General features: G+C 67.2%; 10 protein-coding genes. 7 read left to right on the top strand and 3 right to left on the bottom strand.

Features of this window, described 5'->3' with window-relative positions; all coding sequences use genetic code 11:
• Positions 1–88 precede the first annotated feature (88 nt).
• Positions 89–733, top strand: coding sequence for a helix-turn-helix transcriptional regulator (locus tag OH705_RS05090; protein WP_038706343.1), 645 nt, complete (start codon positions 89–91; stop codon positions 731–733).
• A gap of 31 nt (positions 734–764) precedes the next feature.
• On the opposite strand, the gene OH705_RS05085 is transcribed toward OH705_RS05090, so the two are convergent.
• Positions 765–7106, bottom strand: coding sequence for a non-ribosomal peptide synthetase (locus OH705_RS05085; RefSeq protein WP_267301225.1), 6342 nt, complete (start codon positions 7104–7106; stop codon positions 765–767).
• Between the two features lie 421 nt (positions 7107–7527).
• Here OH705_RS05085 and OH705_RS05080 point away from each other — a divergent pair, with 421 nt between their 5' ends.
• Both OH705_RS05080 and OH705_RS05075 read left to right on the top strand, forming a co-directional pair.
• A complete protein-coding gene (locus tag OH705_RS05080) occupies positions 7528–8280 on the top strand; it encodes a helix-turn-helix transcriptional regulator (RefSeq protein ID WP_104445199.1) in 753 nt (250 codons plus the stop codon).
• A 16-nt stretch (positions 8281–8296) separates the two neighbouring features.
• On the top strand, positions 8297–9727 hold the full coding sequence (locus tag OH705_RS05075) for an efflux transporter outer membrane subunit (RefSeq protein WP_267301224.1): 1431 nt from the start codon (positions 8297–8299) through the stop codon (positions 9725–9727).
• Here OH705_RS05075 and OH705_RS05070 read toward each other — a convergent pair.
• Both OH705_RS05070 and OH705_RS05065 read right to left on the bottom strand, forming a co-directional pair.
• Positions 9697–10449 (bottom strand): AraC family transcriptional regulator, encoded by a 753-nt coding sequence (locus OH705_RS05070; protein ID WP_038706346.1) that lies wholly within the window; start codon positions 10447–10449, stop codon positions 9697–9699. The genes OH705_RS05075 and OH705_RS05070 overlap by 31 nt on opposite strands.
• A 201-nt stretch (positions 10450–10650) precedes the next feature.
• Positions 10651–11088, bottom strand: coding sequence for a PACE efflux transporter (locus OH705_RS05065; RefSeq protein WP_023633207.1), 438 nt, complete (start codon positions 11086–11088; stop codon positions 10651–10653).
• 315 nt (positions 11089–11403) lie between these two features.
• Between OH705_RS05065 and wecB the strand changes: the two genes are divergently transcribed.
• From wecB to OH705_RS05045, 4 genes are read left to right on the top strand one after another with little or no spacing between them, the layout of a single operon-like run.
• On the top strand, positions 11404–12558 hold the full coding sequence (gene wecB, locus OH705_RS05060) for a non-hydrolyzing UDP-N-acetylglucosamine 2-epimerase (RefSeq protein WP_267301223.1): 1155 nt from the start codon (positions 11404–11406) through the stop codon (positions 12556–12558).
• Positions 12555–14729 (top strand): cyclic di-3',5'-guanylate-activated glycosyltransferase NrfB, encoded by a 2175-nt coding sequence (nrfB, locus tag OH705_RS05055; protein ID WP_267301222.1) that lies wholly within the window; start codon positions 12555–12557, stop codon positions 14727–14729. The genes wecB and nrfB overlap by 4 nt, the downstream gene beginning before the upstream one ends.
• Positions 14726–17728, top strand: a complete 3003-nt coding sequence (locus OH705_RS05050) for a phage receptor (RefSeq protein WP_267301221.1) — start codon at positions 14726–14728, stop codon at positions 17726–17728. The genes nrfB and OH705_RS05050 overlap by 4 nt, the downstream gene beginning before the upstream one ends.
• Complete coding sequence (locus OH705_RS05045) at positions 17728–18567, top strand: DUF4434 family protein (protein WP_267301220.1); 840 nt, start codon at positions 17728–17730, stop codon at positions 18565–18567. The genes OH705_RS05050 and OH705_RS05045 overlap by 1 nt, the downstream gene beginning before the upstream one ends.
• Positions 18568–18581: the final 14 nt, after the last annotated feature.

The following is an 18581-nucleotide window of genomic DNA, read 5'->3' as shown; positions in this document are numbered from 1 at the left end:
CCGGGCTATCCTTCGTCCACTTGCCTGCGCAAAGGATGGCCCAGGAGAGTGCCCGATCCGCTCATTCACGCCCGGTTTCCAGCGCTCCATGACCTCGACCACCGTAGATTCGAACTGCACCGCCGACCGCATCCTGTTCCTGCTCAAGACCCGCGGGCCGCTCAAGACCGCCGACCTTGCCCAATTGCTCGCCATCACCTTCGAAGCCACCCGCCAGCAGGTGCAGAAACTGCAAGCGGCCGAACTGATCAGCGGCATCAGCGTGCCGGCCAAGGGCGCCGGGCGGCCTTCGCAGAAATGGGCGTTGACCGCCGCCGCCCAGCGCCGCTTCCCTGATTCCCACAGCGTGTTGACCCTGCAACTGATCGAGAGCGTCGAGCAAGTGTTCGGCAGCGACGGCGTCGACCGCCTGATCAGCCGCATGGAAGACAGCAACAGCCGCGAGTACCAGCAAGCCTGCGCAGGTGCCGAAAGCCTGGAAGACAAGGTGCGCATCCTTGTGCAATTGCGTGAGCGCGCAGGCTACATGGCCGAGATCCAGGCCGACGGCGACAACTGGCTGATCGTCGAGAATCACTGCCCCATCTGCATCGCAGCCACCCGTTGCCAAGGTTTCTGCCGCAGCGAGCTGCAGGTGTTCCAGGCGGCGATCGGCGAGCAAGGGCTGGTGGAACGCTGCGAGCACCTGATCTCGGGGGACCGGCGCTGCGTCTATCGCATCTCGCCGAAGTAGTCCCCCACGCAGTGCTCGTCACGCTACTCCATCAGATCCGCCGCCTGCCCTTCAGCACCGGGACGGTGGTCTGGGCGATCTCCACCTGTACCTGATCGCGCCGCGTATTGGCCGCCAGTTCCGCCAGCGTCGGCTGGCTGAACAGCAACCTCGCATCGGCGTGCAAGCCGGCCTGGCGCATGCGCGCCACCAGGCTGACCGCCAGCAGCGAATGCCCGCCCAACTCGAAGAAATTGTCGTCGCGACCGACCTGCTCGATCTTCAGCACTTCGGTCCAGATCTGCGCCAGCGTCTGCTCTAGCTCATCGCGCGGTGCCTGGTAGGCCCGGCTGATTACCGCCGCAGCGCCCGGCACCGGCAAGGCGTTGCGATCGACCTTGCCATTGGCGCTCAGCGGCAGCTCGGCCAGCAGCACGTAGGCCGACGGCACCATGTAGGCCGGCAGGCGCGCCAGCAGGTAGGCACGCAACGCTTCCAGCGCGGGCGCGGCGTGGCCATCGCGGCAGCTGGCATATGCCACCAGGCGATGATCGCGCACCAGCACAACGGCCTGGCCCAGGGCCGGGTGGCTCGCAAGTAGCGCCTCGATTTCCCCCGGTTCGATACGCAAACCATTGAGCTTGACCTGGAAATCGTTGCGGCCCAGGAACTCCAGCTCGCCATCGGCGCGGTAACGCACCAGGTCGCCGGTGCGATACAGCCGGTCACCGGCCACGAACGGGCTGGGAATGAAGCGTTCGGCCTGCAGGACCGGCAAGCCCAGGTAGCCACGCGCCACGCCTATGCCGCCGATGTGCAATTCACCAGGGCAGCCCACGGGTACAGGCCGGTCATGCTCATCGAGCACATACAGGCGCGTGTTGGCGATCGCCCGCCCGATCGGGGGAGCGTTGATGGGCAGTGGTTGCCCCGGCTCCAGCGTCCAGACGGTACTGTCGACGGTGGCCTCGGTGGGGCCATAGACATTGTGCAGGCGCACCTGGGGCAGTCGCTCGCGCACCCGCTGCGCCAGTGCCAGGGTCAGTTCGCCGCCACCGCAGAACAGATCGCGCAGGCTGGTGCAGCGCTCCACGCCCGGGGTGTCGAGGAATGCATGCAACAAGGCCGGCACGAACTTCACGGTGGTCACCCTGCGGGCCTCGATCAGTTGCGCCAGGTAGGCCGGATCACGGTGACCGTCGGGACGCGCCAGCACCAGACGCAGCCCCGCGCACAACGGCCAGAACAGCTCCCACACCGAACCGTCGAAACTGAACGGCGCCCGTTGCAGCAACGCATCATCGGCCTGCGGCGGGCACAGGTCGCTGCCCCAGCGCATCAGGTTGCACAGCCCGCGGTGCTCGACCATCACGCCCTTCGGCGTGCCGGTGGTGCCCGAGGTATACATGACATAGGCCAGGTGCCCGCCACCAAGCTCCGCCAGCGCGGGCGCCTGGTCGCTGTGCGCCTGCCAGGCGCCCTGGTCCAGGTCCACCAGCGGTGTTGGCTGGCCATCGAACAGGCCGCGGGTGGCGCCCTGCAACAACAGCGCCAGCGGTGCGCTGTCGGCGAGCAGGTAGTGCAGCCGCTCGTCGGGGTGGTCGGGGTCCAGCGGCACATAGGCGCCACCGGCCTTCAGCACGCCCAGCAGGCCGACGATCAGCGCCACGCCGCGCTCGAGGCATACGGCGACCCGGGTGTCGGGCCGCACGCCGAGGCCGATCAAGTGGTGCGCCAGGCGATTGGCCTGGGCGTCGAGCTCGCGGTAGGTCAGTTGCGTCTGTTCGGTCTGCAGCGCCACGGCATCCGGCGCACGCCTCACCTGGGCGGCGAACAGGGCAGGCAGATGCGGGTACCCAGGGTCCAGCGCCAGCTCGGTGGCGTTGACGATTTCCAGCAGGTAGCGGCGCTCGTCCTCCGGCAAGGTCGACAGCGATTCCAGCGCCACCGGGGCTTCGCTGGCCAGTGCCTCGGCCAAGACCCGCAGCGCGCACGACACATGCCCGAGCACGCGCTCGGCGCCCAGCTCACGGGGTGCGCGCACGCCCAGGCGCAAGGTATCGCCCTGCTCGTCCACGGTCAGCACCAGGGCATGGCTGTGCACCTCGCTGGCCTCAAGCAGCGTCACGCCCGGCAACGATGCAGTCTGCGCCGCGCCATGCCGATAATTGAGCAGGCTGTCGAACAGCGCCACGCCGGCCGGCAGGCCGCTGCAGCGTTGGGCCAGGACCAATGGCGCGTCCTCATGCGCAAGCAACTCCGCCAGCTGGCCGTGGATTCCAGCCAAGGCCTGGGCCACGTTGCGTTCCACCAGTGACACCCGCAGCGGCAGGCTGTTGATGAACATGCCCAGCGCTCGGTCGGCGCCCTCGCCGGCCATCATCCGGCCCAGCAACACGGTGCCGAATACCACTTCGTCACGGCCGCCCAACGCCCCCAGCACCTGCGCCCAGGCCAGATGCATCAAGCTGCCGAGGCCAACGTCATGCTGGCGCGTGCTCTGGCGCAGGGTGGCGGCCAGGGCCTCAGGCAAGTCGACGACGCAGGTTTCGACATGCGCCATCACAGCCGGCCCCTCAGCCATGCCGGCCAACCGCGGCGGCGCCTCTACCCCGGCCAAGGACTCGCGCAGGTAGCGTTCATGGCTCGCCTGCCGGCTCTCATCGCGGCTCAACGCCACATAGTTGCGGTAAGCCACCGGGACAGGCAGTGCATGACCTTCGCCTGCCATCAGCGTCGCCAATTCAGCAAACAGCACCTGTACCGAGACCGCGTCGTTAACCAGGTGGTGGAAATACAGCAGGCCCAACCATCGCGCCTGGGTACTGTCCTCCACACAGCTCAAGGCCATCATCGGCGCCTGGCGCAAGTCCAATCGCAGCCCCTGGTCGCGCAGCCGCACGGCCGCTTCGCCAGGTCCGGGCCCGAGGACGTTCACTTGCAGCCCGGCCTGGCGCCACACCACCTGCTGGGGCTGCGCCAGGCCTTCCCAGGCCAGGCTGGTGCGCAGGATATCGTGACGTTCGATGACCCCGGCCAGGGCCTGGTTGAACGCCTCCAGCGCCGCCCTGCTGTCGAAGGCGAACAGCGCCTGTTGCAGGTAGGGATCGCGCTCGTCGGTGAGATGGTGGTACAGCAATCCTTCCTGCAATGGTGCCAGGGGGTAGATCTCCTGCACATTGGCCGCGCCGCCCGGAACCGTGCCGACGATCTGGTCGATGCTGGCCTGGTCGAGGTGGGTCAAGGCCAGCATCTCGGGGGTGATGCGCTGGCAACCCGGCGGCACACGATTGGCCGGTACCGCTTGTGCGGGGGCGCTGCCCAGCGACGCGGCGAGGCTGGCCAGGGTCGGCTGGCCGAACAGCACCTGGGCATCGGCGTGCAGCCCTGCCTGGCGCATGCGCTCGATCAGGCGTACCGCCAGCAGCGAATGGCCCCCCAGTTCGAAGAAGTGATCATGCCGCCCGATCTGCTCCACCTCCAGCAATTCGGCCCACAGCGCAGCCAAGCGCTGTTCGAGGTCGCCCTGCGGCGGTTCGTGGCTGCGCCGTACCAAGGCTTCACGGTTCGGTGCCGGCAAGGCGCGCCGGTCGAGCTTGCCATTGGTGGTGAGCGGCCAGGCCGCCATCGCCACATAGGCCGTCGGCAGCAAGGCCGCAGGCAAGCGCTTGCGCAGGTGCTCGTGCAGGTCCAGCGGGTCAAGCACCTGCCCTGCTACATACCAGGCCACCAGTTGCCCGTCACGCAGCAGCACCACGGCCTCGCGCACATCCTCATGGCAGCCCAGCGCGCTCTCGATCTCGCCCAACTCCACTCGCACCCCACGAATCTTCACCTGGTCGTCACTACGGCCCAGGTATTCCAGAGTGCCCTCGGGCAACCAGCGCACCAGGTCTCCTGTGCGGTACATCCGCGCCCCGGGCTGCTGGGTGAAGGGGTCGTCGAGGAAGCGTTCGGCGGTAAGTTCCGGGCGGTTCAGGTAGCCACGGGCGACCCCCGCGCCACCAATGTACAATTCGCCGACGGCGCCCACCGGCAGTTGCCGCCCCTGGGCGTCCAGCACGTATAGCCGCGCATTGGCCACCGGCGCGCCGATATGCAGCACCTGCCCCGGGCATACCTCGCCAGCGCTGGCGACCACCGTGGCCTCGGTCGGGCCGTAGTTGTTGATGATCCGGCAACCTCGCTCCCGCGCCAGGCGCCGCAGGCGGTCGCCGCCGACCAGCAAGGTCTGCAAGGTCGGGTGTGGCTCGCCCTGGGCGAAGGCGTGTTCGGCCACGGGCGTGGGCAGGAAGCTGACCTGCAGCGGCTGGGCGCGCCACCAGCGCAGCAACGCATCGATATCCTCGCCCCCCTCGCCCACCGGCGCCAGGTGCAGCGTCGCGCCGGCGCACAGGGCTGGCCAGACTTCCCAGGCCATGGCATCGAAGCCGAAACCGGCCAGGCTGGAGGTATGGCTGCCAGAGCGCAGATCGAAGGCGGCGCAGTGCCAGTCGACCAGGTTGGCCAGCATGCGGTGCTCGACCATCACGCCCTTGGGTTGGCCGGTGGAACCGGAGGTGTAGATCACGTAGACCAGGTTGGCGCCGGACAGCCGCTCTACCTGGGGGTTGGCCAGCCCAGCCGTGGCCGATGGCAGGCGGTCCAGCTCGATAACCGGCACGTTGGTGACCGGCAGGCGGTCACGCAGGTTTGAGAGGGTCAGCACCACCGTCGGTGCGCAGTCATCGATCAGGTACTGCAGGCGCTCGCTCGGGTGCGCCGGGTCCACCGGCACATAGGCCGCGCCGGCCTTGAGCACCGCAAGCAAGCCGACCAGGGTGTCCAGGCCACGCCGGGCGAGCACCGCCACCCGCTGCTCTGGCAGCACGCCCATGGCCAGCAGCTGCACGGCAAGCTGGTTGGCGCGGTCGTTCAGCTCGCCATAGCTCAGGCTGCGCCCCTGATGCACGGCGGCCGTCGCCTCGGCGCGTGTTGCGGCCTGGGCTTCGATACGGCGGTGAATCAGGGTCGGGCCCTCGGGGTCTTGGGCGGTGGCGTTCCACTGGCGCAGGCGCTGGTGTTCCTCGGCAAGCAACAGGTCGTAGCTGTCGATGCCCGCCTGGGGTTGCTCGAGCCCTTGGGCCAGCACATGAAGCAGGCGCGTGCTGAACACCTCGACGTCCTCGGGTGCCAGCCAGCCCTGGTTGTACACCAAGTGCAGCCAGGCCTTGCCATTGTGCGGGTTACTGCGCAGGTAGAGCGACAACGGCGTGGGTTCGTGGTCGTTGCACACCTTGACGCTGTGCGCGCCGAGGCTGCCGTAACGCAAGTCGTGGCGCTCTTGCTCGTAGGACACGGTGATCTCGAACAACTGCCCGCGCGCCTCGCGGGACAAGCCCAGCGCACGGTTTAACTCGCTCAGCGGCAAGCGCTGGTGGCGCAGGTCACGCCTAAGCGCATCGCCGATGCCGCGTACCAACTCGGCGAAGCTCAAGGTCCTGCCGAAGTCCATGCGCAAGGCGTTTACCTGAACGAACAGGCCCAGCGTGGCCTTGGCCCGCGCACTTCCACGGTTGCGCACCGGCAGGCCGACCACCCAGTCGTCGCGCTGCCAGGCCCTGGCGCAGCACACATGCAAGGCTGCCAGCAGCACATGGGCTACCGACCCTTGCAGCGCGTCGGCCAGGTTCTGCATTCGGGCCAGCAGGGCACCATCGAAACTGCGCTCCAGGGCATGGCTTGGCGTGGCGCCAAGGGGCAGCCCCTGCTCTCTGGGCCGCAGCAGCGCATCCGGCAGCTGTGCGTAGCGCCCCAGCCAGTAAGCCAGATCGCGTTGTTGGCGGGCCGATCCCTGGTAGGCCTGGTCATCTTCGATGAACGCCTTGTAGGACGGTGCCGTGCCTGGCAATACCTGCCCCTGCTCAAGCAGGCCGTAGTACTGACCCAGCAGATGGAGCAGTTGCTCAAGGCCCCAGCCGTCGAGGATCAAGTGATGAGCCTGCGCCATCAGCAAGCTGCACTCGGCATCGATGTGCAGCACTGCCATGCGCAGCAGCGGCCCGGTGTCGAGGGTGAAAGGCTGCTGCAGCAAAGTCTTGGCCAGGCACTGCGCAGCTGCGAACGCCGCCGTCTGCCCGCGCAGATCGTGCTCGTCCAGTGGCACCCTCATCTGGGGCAGGAAGCGCTGGCGGGCCACGCCATCCTCCCCGGCCTCAGGCACCAGCACCATGCGCAGCCCGTCGTGCAGCCCAACCAGATGGTCCAGCGCGCGCCGCAGCAGGTCGCAGTCAACAGTGCCATCGAACGCGAGATAGCCGCCGACATTGTAGAGCGGTGAGTCGCCATGGCTGATCTGGTCGAGCCAGATGTCGCGCTGGGCGCAGGTCAGGGGGAATGTGTCGGCGGCGGACATGGCGTGGATCTTCCTTGAAACAGGGGGCGTCCACGGATTCAAGCACCCCCCCCAAGCCCATGTATGGCCCCCCAAACCCGGACAATGGCAAGGGTGCTTTTGCTCGGCCTGAGCCTGCGGAATCTTTTGTAGGACATTGACGCTACCGGGCAGCCGACAGCGGCCTACTCGCATGCGCGAACGTGGCGAACGCCGCCGATCTCGCCGCTTACCAGCACGAATTGTCCGACAATCCATTGATTCACAGGGTCTATAGGCGGCGAAACACCGACTTTTCTTATCGGATTAATTGGCATTTCCTGTCCCCGCTTTCCGCTACAGACGCAGGCTCGGAGCCTGCTATTCAATAGCGCCAAGCCCCAGCACAGAGAGGACTCGACCGCGAGACCCGCCGCGTTACCGGATCAAGGAAGACAAGCACATGAAGCTGATCGACAGCCTCGAACACTGCCACGACCCGCACTTGTACCTGCAACTGGGGGCACTGGTTGCCAGCACCGGCGATAGCACCTTCGCCGAACAGATGCTCCAGCTGATCGGCGACCAGGTGCCGATCCATCGGCTCGACCTCAGCGAGTGGACCCTCGACAGCGACCAGGCCAGCATCCGCCAGGTCAAGGTACTGGGCAGTGCCGGCCGCCCCGAGGAAACACCGGTTCAGGAGCCTCTGCGACACCCCCTGCTGCAAAGCATCATGCGCATGGAAGACCCGCTGCTGATCCAGATAAACGCCCCCGTGCACCAGTGCAACCTGGTATCGCGCAGCGGCAACCGACGTTGGGTCATCTGCTGCCAACGGTTACGCAGCGAGGGAATGTTTTCTTTGGCCGAGCTGTCGCTGCTCAAGCGCCTGTCCGACACACTGCTGCCGTTGGTCGAGCATCACGCCCAGCTGTTCCTGCAGGCGGCCAATCGCCGACCGGGCGGCCTGCTGCCCGATGAGGCCGGGTCGCTGCGCCAGGTGTTCACCGAGCGCCTGGAGCAAGACGCAATCCGCCTGTCCAGCCGCGAGCAGGAGGTGTGCATCGGCCTGCTCACCGGCGGCACGGTGCCACAGATGGCCCAGCGCCTGAACGTGAAGAGCAGCTCGATCGAGACCTACCTCAAACGCGCCACCGCCAAGCTCGGTGTCAGCGGACGCCACGGCCTGGCCCGCTGGATGGCCGGCACCTGAACCCAGAGACCCTGCCATGCCGCGAATCACCCTGCCCTTGCTTGCTCTTGTACTGTCCGGCTGCAGCCTGGCCCCCGACTACCAACGCCCTCCCTCTCCTAGCGCCGAGCAATACCCGAGCGGCCCCGCCTACAGAGGCGGACCGTCTACCACGGCGCTGCCTCGCGACTGGCCGGGAGTGTTCCGCGACCCGGTACTGCGCCAACTGCTGGACACCGCGCTGGCCAACAACCGCGACCTGCGCGTGGCCCTGCTCAATACCGAAGCGTACCGCGCTCAGTACCGCATCCAGCGCGCCGAACTGCTGCCGAAGATCGCCGCCAATGCCCAGGGCACGCGCCAGTATCTGCCCCGGCGACGTACCGGTGACGAGGGCGTGATCAGCACCCAGCAATCGGCCACCGTCGGCATCAGCGCCTACGAACTGGACCTGTTTGGCCGCCTGCGCAGCCTCAGCGACCAGGCCCTGCTGACCTACCTGGCCACCGACGAAGCCCGGCGCGGCGCCGAGCTCAGCCTGATCAGCAGCGTTGCTGGCGCCTACCTGACCTGGCGCGCCGACCAGGAGTTGCTGGCCCTGTCGCGCCAGACCTTGCAGGCCGACGAGAAAAGCCTGCGCCTGACCCAACGCCAGCGCCGCACCGGCACGCTGTCGGCGCTCGACCAGATCCAGGCCACCACCCGCGTCGACAGCACCCGCGCCGCCGTGGCGCGCTATACCCGCCTGGCCGCCCAGGATCTCAACCAGTTGCAGCGCCTGGTCGGCGCGCAGGTCGATGAGCACTTGCCGCCCCTGCCCCTGGCCGACGAGCAGATCGCCCGGGTGCCGGCCGGCCTGCCCGCCGACCTGCTGCAACGCCGGCCCGATATCCGCCAGGCCGAATACCAGTTGCAGGCCGCCAACGCCAACATCGGCGCGGCACGGGCGGCGTTCTTTCCGAGCATCAGCCTGACCGCCAACGCCGGCAGCAGCAGCCGCGAGCTGGCCGACCTGTTCGATGCCGGCACCGGCAGCTGGCTGTTCCAACCGCAAGTGAACATGCCGCTGTTCAATGCCGGCAGCCTGCGCGCCAGCCTCGACTACGCCAAGCTGCAAAAGGACATGCAGGTGGCGCGCTACGAAAAATCGATCCAGACCGCCTTCCAGGAGGTGGCCGATGGGCTGGCGGCGCGTACCACCTACCAGCAGCAACTGCAGGCCCAGCGCGACCTGGTCGAGGCTAGCCAGCGCTATCACGACCTGGCCGAGAACCGCTACCGCACCGGCATCGACAGCAGCCTCACGTTCCTCGATGCGCAGCGCTCGCTGTTCAGCGCCCAGCAAGGCCTGATCAGTGATCGCCTGGCGCAGTTGCTGGCCGAGGTCAACCTGTTCACCGCGCTGGGCGGCGGCTGGGACGAAGCACCGGGGCTGGCCTACCAGCGCTCGGCGGTCCTGCCGAAGTAGACCGATGGCGACACCCCGAGGGTACGGCGGAACATCGCGCTGAACGCGCTTGGGCTGTCGTAGCCCAGGTCCAGCGCCACCTCCAGCACCGACTGCCCGGCCGCCAGGGCATCCAGGCTGGCCAACAGGCGCATGCGCCGCAGCCACTGCACCAGGCTCAGGCCGGTCTCGCGTTGGAAGGCGCGGGTCAGGGTACGCGGGTTCAGGCCACTGTGGGCCGCTGCGCGGGCCAGGCCCCAGTCCTCGGACGGCGCCTGGCGCAGCGCCTCGCACAACCTTTGCAGATGCGCTGAATGCGGGCTTGGCACATGCAGGGCGAACACCGGGAGCACGCGGATTTCATCGAGTATGAGTTGCATGATTCGCGCCTCGCGGCCTTGCGCCGGATGATCAGGAGCTATGTCCATTGCCCGGATGATCAGCTCGCGCAGCAACGGCGAGATCTCGATCACCTGGCATTGGCGCGGCAGGTCCGGGCGCGCGCCCGGGTCGACGAACAGGGTGCGCATGCGCACCACGCCGGCCATGCGCAGTTCGTGTTCGACGGCCGCCGGTACCCACACGCCTCGCCCCGGCGGGACCACCCAGTTGCCCTCGCGGGCACTGACCGTGACCACGCCACTGATGGCATGGATCAACTGGGCGCGATCATGGCAGTGCGGGGCGATGTGCTCGCCATGGCGGTAGTTCTCGGCGAGCGGCAGGATGATCGGGCGCGGCATCGATGCGGGGCCTGGCAAATGTGGATGGAGGATTATGGCGATGCGGCGGGTAAAGGGGAAATCTGGGGATTGCAGATGAGGGAGTGTTTCGAGGTGTTCGGCGAAAGTGTTGCGGCGTTCTTGAGATCGAGCGCCGCGCGGGCGGCGCTCGATCTCACAGGCGCTGCAAGGCAGTCGCCCAATCCCCTGCACAACTCCGAATCAGCAGCCCTTCGCCGCTTCCCGCGCCGAAACCGGCACGTCGAAAACCTTGTCGAAACCCCACTGGAACACGAACGCATAGACGAAGAAGAACACGAACAACGCCAGGTTGGTCACCAGCGCCGCCCACAGGCCGATATCCAGCCAGTACGCCACCAGCGGCAGCAGGATCAGCACCAGCCCGCCCTCGAAACCCAAGGCATGCAGCAGGCGCCGCAGCAAGGTGCGGCTGCGCTGGTGCTGGCGCGCCTCCCAGCGCTCGAAGGCCCAGTTGTAGGCCATGTTCCAGCTCATCGCGATGCCCGACATGAGGATCGACAATACCGTCGACTGCGCCATGCCCGCGCCGAATGCCAGCTCCAGTACCGGCGCCACGCAGGCCACGGCGATGGCCTCGTAAAGGATGGCCTGGACGACCTTGCGCGCCTTGCCTTGCATGTTCAGCTCCCTGAAGAAAAGACCTGCAAAACTACAAGAAGAAAGCCGCAAGAAAAAGTCAGAAATACTTTATTGACTGACCGTTCAATCAAGAAAAATTAGCATAAACGTTTCCGCAACACCCACCCCTGGCGTCCGGCGCCTTCCACCACCGGCATTACCCATGCCCCGCGCCCGCTCGGCCACGGCCTGCCCGGCACTCGCCGCAGGCATGCCGCGCATTGGACAACCCTGTGATCCACTGCTTGTATCTATGACTGCAAGCAGCGACACGTCGTACAACTTCGTCCAGGGAATCGAACGAGGAACTACACGATGGCTTACACCGTGATGATGGTATTCGGTACCCGCCCCGAAGCGATCAAGATGGCCCCGCTGGCCCGCGTTCTGCGCGACTGGCCAGAGGTCGACCTGCAGATCTGCTCCACCGGCCAGCACCGCGAAATGCTCGAACAGGTCCTCACCGCCTTTGGCCTCGAGGTCGACCAGGACCTGCAGGTGATGACCCAGAACCAGACCCTCAACGGCCTGGCCCGCGACCTGCTGGACAAGCTCGACCAGGCCTATGAACAGGTCAGGCCCGATATCGTCCTGGTCCACGGCGATACCACCACCAGCTTCATCGCCTCGCTGGCCGCCTTCCACCGTCACATTCCCATCGGCCATGTCGAGGCCGGCCTGCGCACCGGCAACCTGCAGCAGCCCTGGCCCGAGGAAGCCAACCGGCGCTTGACCGGCGTGCTCGCCGACCTGCACTTCACCCCCACCCGCGACTCCGACGCCAATCTGATCCGCGAAGGGGTGCCGCCCGAGCACATCGAGGTCACCGGCAACACGGTGATCGACGCCCTGCTGTGGATGCGCGACAAGCTGAACAAGGACAACTGGCGCCCCGCCGCCGACTCCCCGCTCAATGTACTGCGCGACGACCAGCGCATGGTGCTGATCACCGGCCACCGCCGGGAGAACTTCGGCAGCGGTTTCGAACGCATCTGCCTGGCCCTGGCCGAACTGGCCCTGCGTTACCCGGACGTGCAGTTCCTCTACCCGGTGCACCTCAACCCGCAGGTGCAGCACGCGGTGTACAGCTTGCTCTCGGGCCGCGACAACATCCATCTGGTCGCGCCCCAGGACTACCCGCACTTCGTCTGGCTGATGAACCGCGCGCACATCATCCTCACCGACTCCGGCGGCGTGCAGGAAGAGGCCCCCGCGCTGGGCAAGCCGGTGCTGGTGCTGCGCAAGGTCACCGAGCGCCCCGCAGTGCTCAAGGGTGGCACGGTCAAGCTGGTCGGCACGCTCACCGAGCGCATCGTCCAGGAGACCAGCCAACTGCTCGACGACCCGGTTGCCTATGAACGCATGGCCCAGGTCTACACCCCCTTCGGCGACGGCCACGCCAGCGAGCGTATCGCCGAACGCCTGAGCCGCTGGTTCGCCGAGCAATCCGCCGCACGGGACAACGCATGAGCCTGGCCTTCATCGATTTCCTCACCTACGTCCTGTTCGGCCTGAAGATCCTTGCCATCATCCTGGCGACACTGATGTTCCTGCTGGGCCTGGACGACCTGTTCATCGACCTGTGCTACTGGGGCCGCAAGCTGATCCGACGTTTCCGCATCTACGACAAGTTCGACAAGGCCGACGAAAAGCGCCTGTTCGAAGTGCCGGAAAAGCCCCTGGCAATCATGGTGCCGGCCTGGAACGAGGTCGGCGTGGTCGGCGAGATGGCGCGCCTGGCCGCCTCGACCATCGACTACGAGAACTACCAGATATTCGTCGGCACCTACCCCAACGACCCGCAGACCCAGGCCGACGTCGACGCCGTGTGCCTGCACTACCCCAACGTGCACAAGGTGGTCTGCGCCCGCCCCGGCCCCACCAGCAAGGCCGACTGCCTGAACAACATCATCGACGCCATCCTGCGTTTCCAGCAGGACGCGCGCATCGAGTTCGCCGGCTTCATCCTGCATGACGCCGAGGACGTCATCTCGCCCATGGAACTGCGCCTGTTCAACTACCTGCTGCCGAACAAGGACATGATCCAGATCCCGGTGTACCCCTACGCCCCGGAGTGGAAGGGTTTCACCGCCGGCCACTACGTCGACGAGTTCGCCGAGAACCACGGCAAGGACGTCATCGTGCGCGAGGCGCTCACCGGCCAGGTGCCCAGCGCCGGGGTCGGCACCTGCTTCAGCCGCCGGGCGATCAGCGCGTTGCTGGAGGACGGCGACGGCATCGCCTTCGATGTGCAGAGCCTCACCGAAGACTACGACATTGGCTTCCGCCTCAAGCAGAAAGGCATGAAGTGCATCTTCGCCCGCTATTCCATCACCGACCCGGCGCTGGCCCTCAAGCAGGAGTGGCGCCCCGGCATGAGCCGCGAGTTCGCCCAGGTGATCTGCGTACGCGAGCATTTCCCCCGTGACTGGCAGCACGCCATCCGCCAGAAATCGCGGTGGATCGTCGGCATCGTGTTCCAGGGCACCAGCAACCTCGGCTGGAGCCGCAAGGGCGCGCTCAACTACTTCCTCTGGCGCGACCGCCGCGGGCTGTTCGCTTACCTGCTGAGCTTCCTGGTCAACCTGTTGCTGCTGGTGCTGCTGGCCATGTGGCTGGTCACGGTGATCGCGCCGGAGTCATGGCGGTTCATGTCGATCCTCAGCGACAGCACGCTACTCAGCACCTTGCTGTGGCTCAACGGCCTGCTGCTGTTCAACCGCCTGTTCCAGCGGTTCTGGTTCGTCACCCGCTACTACGGCGTCTTCGAGGGCCTGCTCTCGGCACCACGGATGATGTGGAGCAACTTCGTCAACTTCTTCGCCAACCTGCGCGCCCTGCGCCAGGTGATGGAGATGGGCGATTCGCGGCGGGTGGCCTGGGACAAGACCACCCACGAGTTCCCTGCCCTCGCCGCGCCGGCACGTACCCCGCTGGGCCATCGCCTGGTAGAGAAAGGCCTGATCAGCGAAGAACAGCTGGAGCAGGCCATCACCAGCCCGGTACGCCGGCGCCTAGGCCGCGAACTGCTGCTGCGCGGCTGGCTCACCAGCGAACAGCTGGTCGAGACCCTGGCCGAGCAACTGGACCTGCCCTGGGCACCGCTCAATCCGTTCAAGATCGCCCCGGCGCTGATCGCCAAGCTGCCGCGCAAGCTCGCCACCCACTACGGCGTGCTGCCGGTGGACGAAGACGGCGACACCCTGGTGCTGGCCAGCGAAAGCCCGGTCAGCCAGGTCTCGCTGGGGGTCATCAGCCGCCAGCTCAAGCGCCCGGTGCGTGCCCGCCTGGCACCGCAGGGGCGCGTGACCCTGGGCCTGCGCTATCACTACCCGAGCCCTTGGCAGAAACCCGAGACCCGCGAAATGCTCGAGGTACTCGAACGCCACCAGGACGATGCCGCGCTGCTGGAGAGGGTCGGTACCCACCAGGTGATGCTCGGTTCGCTGCTGCAAGTGCGCGGCATGGTGCCGGTGACCCTGTTCAACCAGGCCCTGATCGACTTCAACCCTGAGCAGCAGAGCCTGGGCGAACACCTGATCGCCCGCGGCATCATCACCGAGGAGGTGCTGCAGCAAGCCCTCGCCGAGCAGGCCAGCGAACAGCAGGCCGCCTACGACCTGACCCGGGAGGTGGCATGACGCCCCGTCTTTCCCTGACCATCGCAAGCCTGCTGCTGTGTTCTTCCGCCCTGGCCGCGCCGACCAAGCCGATGACCGACTTCCAGCGCTTCACCAGCTACCCGTTCATGGAGCGTGGCTATCGGGAGGCGCAGAAGGACAACTGGGCCGAGGTCGAGCGCCTGACCCGCCACGTGCTGGGGCGCGTGCCGAACAACAACGAGGCCCGCGCCTTGCTGGCCGAAGCCCTGGCCCATCAGCGTCGCTACAAGGAAGCAGAGGCCATCGCCGAAGACCTCGACGACAATCCCGAACACGCCGATGCCCTGCTGGAGCTGCGCCTGACCTGGATCGAACAGGACCCGCCGGCCGCGAGCCAGGTGGAGGCCTGGCTCGCCGACAGCCAGGGCCAGCAGCGCGTGCGCCTGTGGCAGGCCTACAGCGTCAGCCTGGCCAAGTTCGGCGGCGCGGCCAAGGCCCTGGAGTGGCTCAACCATCTGCCGGTACGCGAAGATGGCATGGTGCTGCGCATGACCCGGGCCAACTTCGCCGAGCAGTTGCGCAACTGGGGAGAGACCATCGACCAGTTGCAGCCGCTGGCCGACCAGGGCCAACTGCCCCCGCAGGACTGGCAGCGCCTGGCCAATGCGTATATCCAGCAGCTCGATGAAAAGGGCCTGAACTCACTCCTGGCCAGCGCACCTTCCCAGGACGCGGCGACCCGCGCCCGCCTGGCCATGGCCAACCGCGCCATCGCCATGGGCCACAACCAGCAGGCCGAGCGCTGGCTGCAGAGCCTGCCCGCCGAGCAACTGCAGCACCCCGAGCAGCGCCAGCAGCTGTGGGAGCTGGCCCGTGAAGGTGATGATGCGCCGCTGGTGCGCCAGCTGAGCAATGAACTGCAACGCCCGTGCCTGGAGACCGTCGACTGGCTGTCCCACAAGGACCTGAAGCTGGCCCGCGAGCAGCTCGGCCAATGCCAGGCCCGCGACAATCCGCGCAGCTATGCCATCCTCAGGCAACGCCTGTATGGCGACCCCGCGCAGCCTGCGCAACCGCGCACCGCGGCGCAGTGGGAGCAACGCTACCGACAGACCGGCGATCTCGCCGCCCTGGAACAAGCCAGCTTCATGCTGCTCGAAAGCGGCCAGAGCGAGCGCGCCCGGCAGCTGCTCGACAACGCCTACGCGCGTCATCAGGGCAGGCTGACGCCCTCGCTGCTGCAACGCCTGGGCAACCTCTACGCACGCAACGACGGCCCGCTGGACAGTCCGCGCATGCTTGCCCTGGTGCCACGAGTCGATGCCGTCACCCGTGGCCAGCTACTGGGCCGCCTGGCCGAAGCCGGCCAGTGCGACGCCGTGCGCAAGGCCATCCCGGCCACCCCGGTCGAAGCCGGGCAGTATCGCGCCCTGGGGCGCTGCGCCATGCCTGATCAGCCAGGCGAAGCGGTGGTCTACTACCAGGCAGCCGAACGCCTGGGCGATAGCGGCAGTCGCCTGCCCCTGGCCTACGCCCTGGAAGCCTCCGGCGACTCCCAGGCGGCGCTGCCGATCTGGAACAGCCTGCCGGCCAGCGCCTGGACCGACAATGCGCGCCTGACCGCCGCCCGTGGCGCGCTGAACGCCGGTGACGCCAACGCCGCCCGCCGCCACTGGGATGCGGCGGCGCACCAGAGTGCCGACGACTGGGCGCTGGGCGCCGCCATTGCCCAGCGCCAGGGCGACCCGCAGCAGGCCCTGGCCTTCCAGCGCGAAGCGCTGCGTCATGCTCCGCGCGCCGATCACTACTACGCCGCCGCCGGCACCGCCCAGCAGGCTGGCGACAGCGCCCAGAGCAGCGCCTGGCTGGCCGAGGCCGTGCGCCTGGCGCCCGACCAGCCGCGTTACCGCGCCGACTACGGCATGCGCCTGGCAGGCTCGGCGGACAAGCAGCAACGCCGCCAGTCCATACCCTACCTGGAGCGCGCCACCCGCGACTTCCCCGAGGACTACCGCCTGGGCGAGACCCTGGCCCTGCGCTACGACGAGGTCGAGGACAGTGCCTCGGCCCGCCGCGAGCTGCGCCGGGTACTGGACGTGGAGCGCAACCTGGTCGACGGCGACGATGAGTACGGCAGCCTGGAGGCGCGCAAGTACCGCCAGCGCCGCGCCCATGAATCCCTGTCGCGCCGCGACAGCATCACCCTGGCCAGCACCTGGTCGCCCGCCGGCACCTCGACCAACGACAAGTTCCTCGACACCGGCGAACGCAGCGGCACCTCGCGCCGGGCCCGCTCGCAGAACGTGCAACTGGCGATGTGGGACCACGCCCTGGGCGAAGAGCCCAGCCGCAATGGCAGCACCCTGTCGGTGTATGGCCGCGTGCTGTTCGGTGGCCAGAGCCGCACCGACTACGCGCAGAGCATGGGCACCGGTGTTGGCCTGCGCTACAAGCCGCTCGGCCAGGCCAACCTCAACCTGTACGCCGAGCTGTACCACCAGCGCCAGATCGACAGCACGCACTACAGCGGCCTGAGCCTGGGCGAACTGCTCAGCCCGGCCAAGGTCGGCGGCAACTGGGGCGACCTGCGTCACAACGCCGAATCGAGCAACGACCTGCTGCTGCGCGCCACGGCTTCGTTCCTGGATCAGGGCAAGTACCGCAACGACTGGCGTATCGACGAGGACGACTGGGACGAGCGCTTCCTCTACCTCGACGCCGCCTGGTGGACCCGCGCCGGCGACCATGCCTGGCTGTCGCGCTTCCAGCAGGGCCATGCGTGGAAACTGCCCGGCCAGTCGCCGCAGACGATCATGCCCTACGGCTTCCTCGAGTTTGCCAGCCAGGACCCAAGCAACGACTGGCGCCAGGACGCCCGCGCCGGGGTCGGCGTACGTTGGCAGTGGTGGTTCGACGACGACCGCTACAACGCCTATCGCGGCTCGCTGAAAGTACGCGCCGAGTACCAGCAGGCACTGGGCGGCAACCTCTACGAACGCGGCAACGGCGTGCTGCTGGGTGTGGAGATGAACTTCTGATGCGTAGCTTCCTGGCTCTCTGCCTGCTGATCCTGTGGCTACCCGCCCAGGCCGACCAGCGCCTGTTCTACCAACCGCTCAACCGTGACGCGAACGTCACCCCGGCGCAGTGGCAAAACCTGTGGCGAGCCACCGTGGCCCAGGGCGGCAAGACCCTGATCGTGCAGTGGAGCGCCTACGGCGACAGCGACTTTGGAGGCTCCAAGGGCTGGCTGGCCGGGAGCCTGCGCGAAGCGCGGGCCCAAGGCCTCGAGCTGGTGCTCGGCCTGTACATGGATCCGGCCTACTACCAGCGCCTCGAACAGCTCGACGGCGAAGGCCTGAACAGTTACTTCAAGGCGCAGCTGGGACGCTCGCTCACCCAATACCAGCAACTCAAGGCCGAATGGGCGCTGCCGGTGGCCGGCTGGTACCTGCCCATGGAACTGGACGACCTGCACTTTCGCGACCCGGCCAGGCGCGATGCGCTGCACACGCAATTGCGGGCTTTCAACCGGCAACTGGACAAGCCCCTGCATATCAGCGCGTTCAGCGCCGGCCAGCTGTCGCCGCGGGTCAATGGTGCGTGGCTGGAGCAGTTGGCCAGCCTTGGCCTGAACGTCTGGTGGCAGGACGGCGCCGGCACAGGCCGCCTGGCGCCGCTGGTACGCCAAGGCTACGAACAGGCCCTGCCCTGCCGGGTGGGCATCGTGCGCGAGGCATTTCGCCAGGTCAGCAAACCTGGCCAAGCGTTCCGTGCCGAGCCAGTGGAGCCGATACTGCGCGCTGATTGCCATGCCGAGGCGGTGTTCGCATTACGCTATCGGCCATGGGCGAAGGGCGTACTGCTGCTTAACTGATCGAACAATCACAA

Origin of the sequence: Pseudomonas sp. BJa3 (assembly GCF_026343815.1) — a bacterium.
Taxonomy (GTDB): Bacteria; Pseudomonadota; Gammaproteobacteria; order Pseudomonadales; family Pseudomonadaceae; genus Aquipseudomonas; species Aquipseudomonas soli.
The sequence above is the reverse complement of the archived record's forward strand: the minus strand, read 5'-3'. Positions and strand labels throughout refer to the sequence as shown.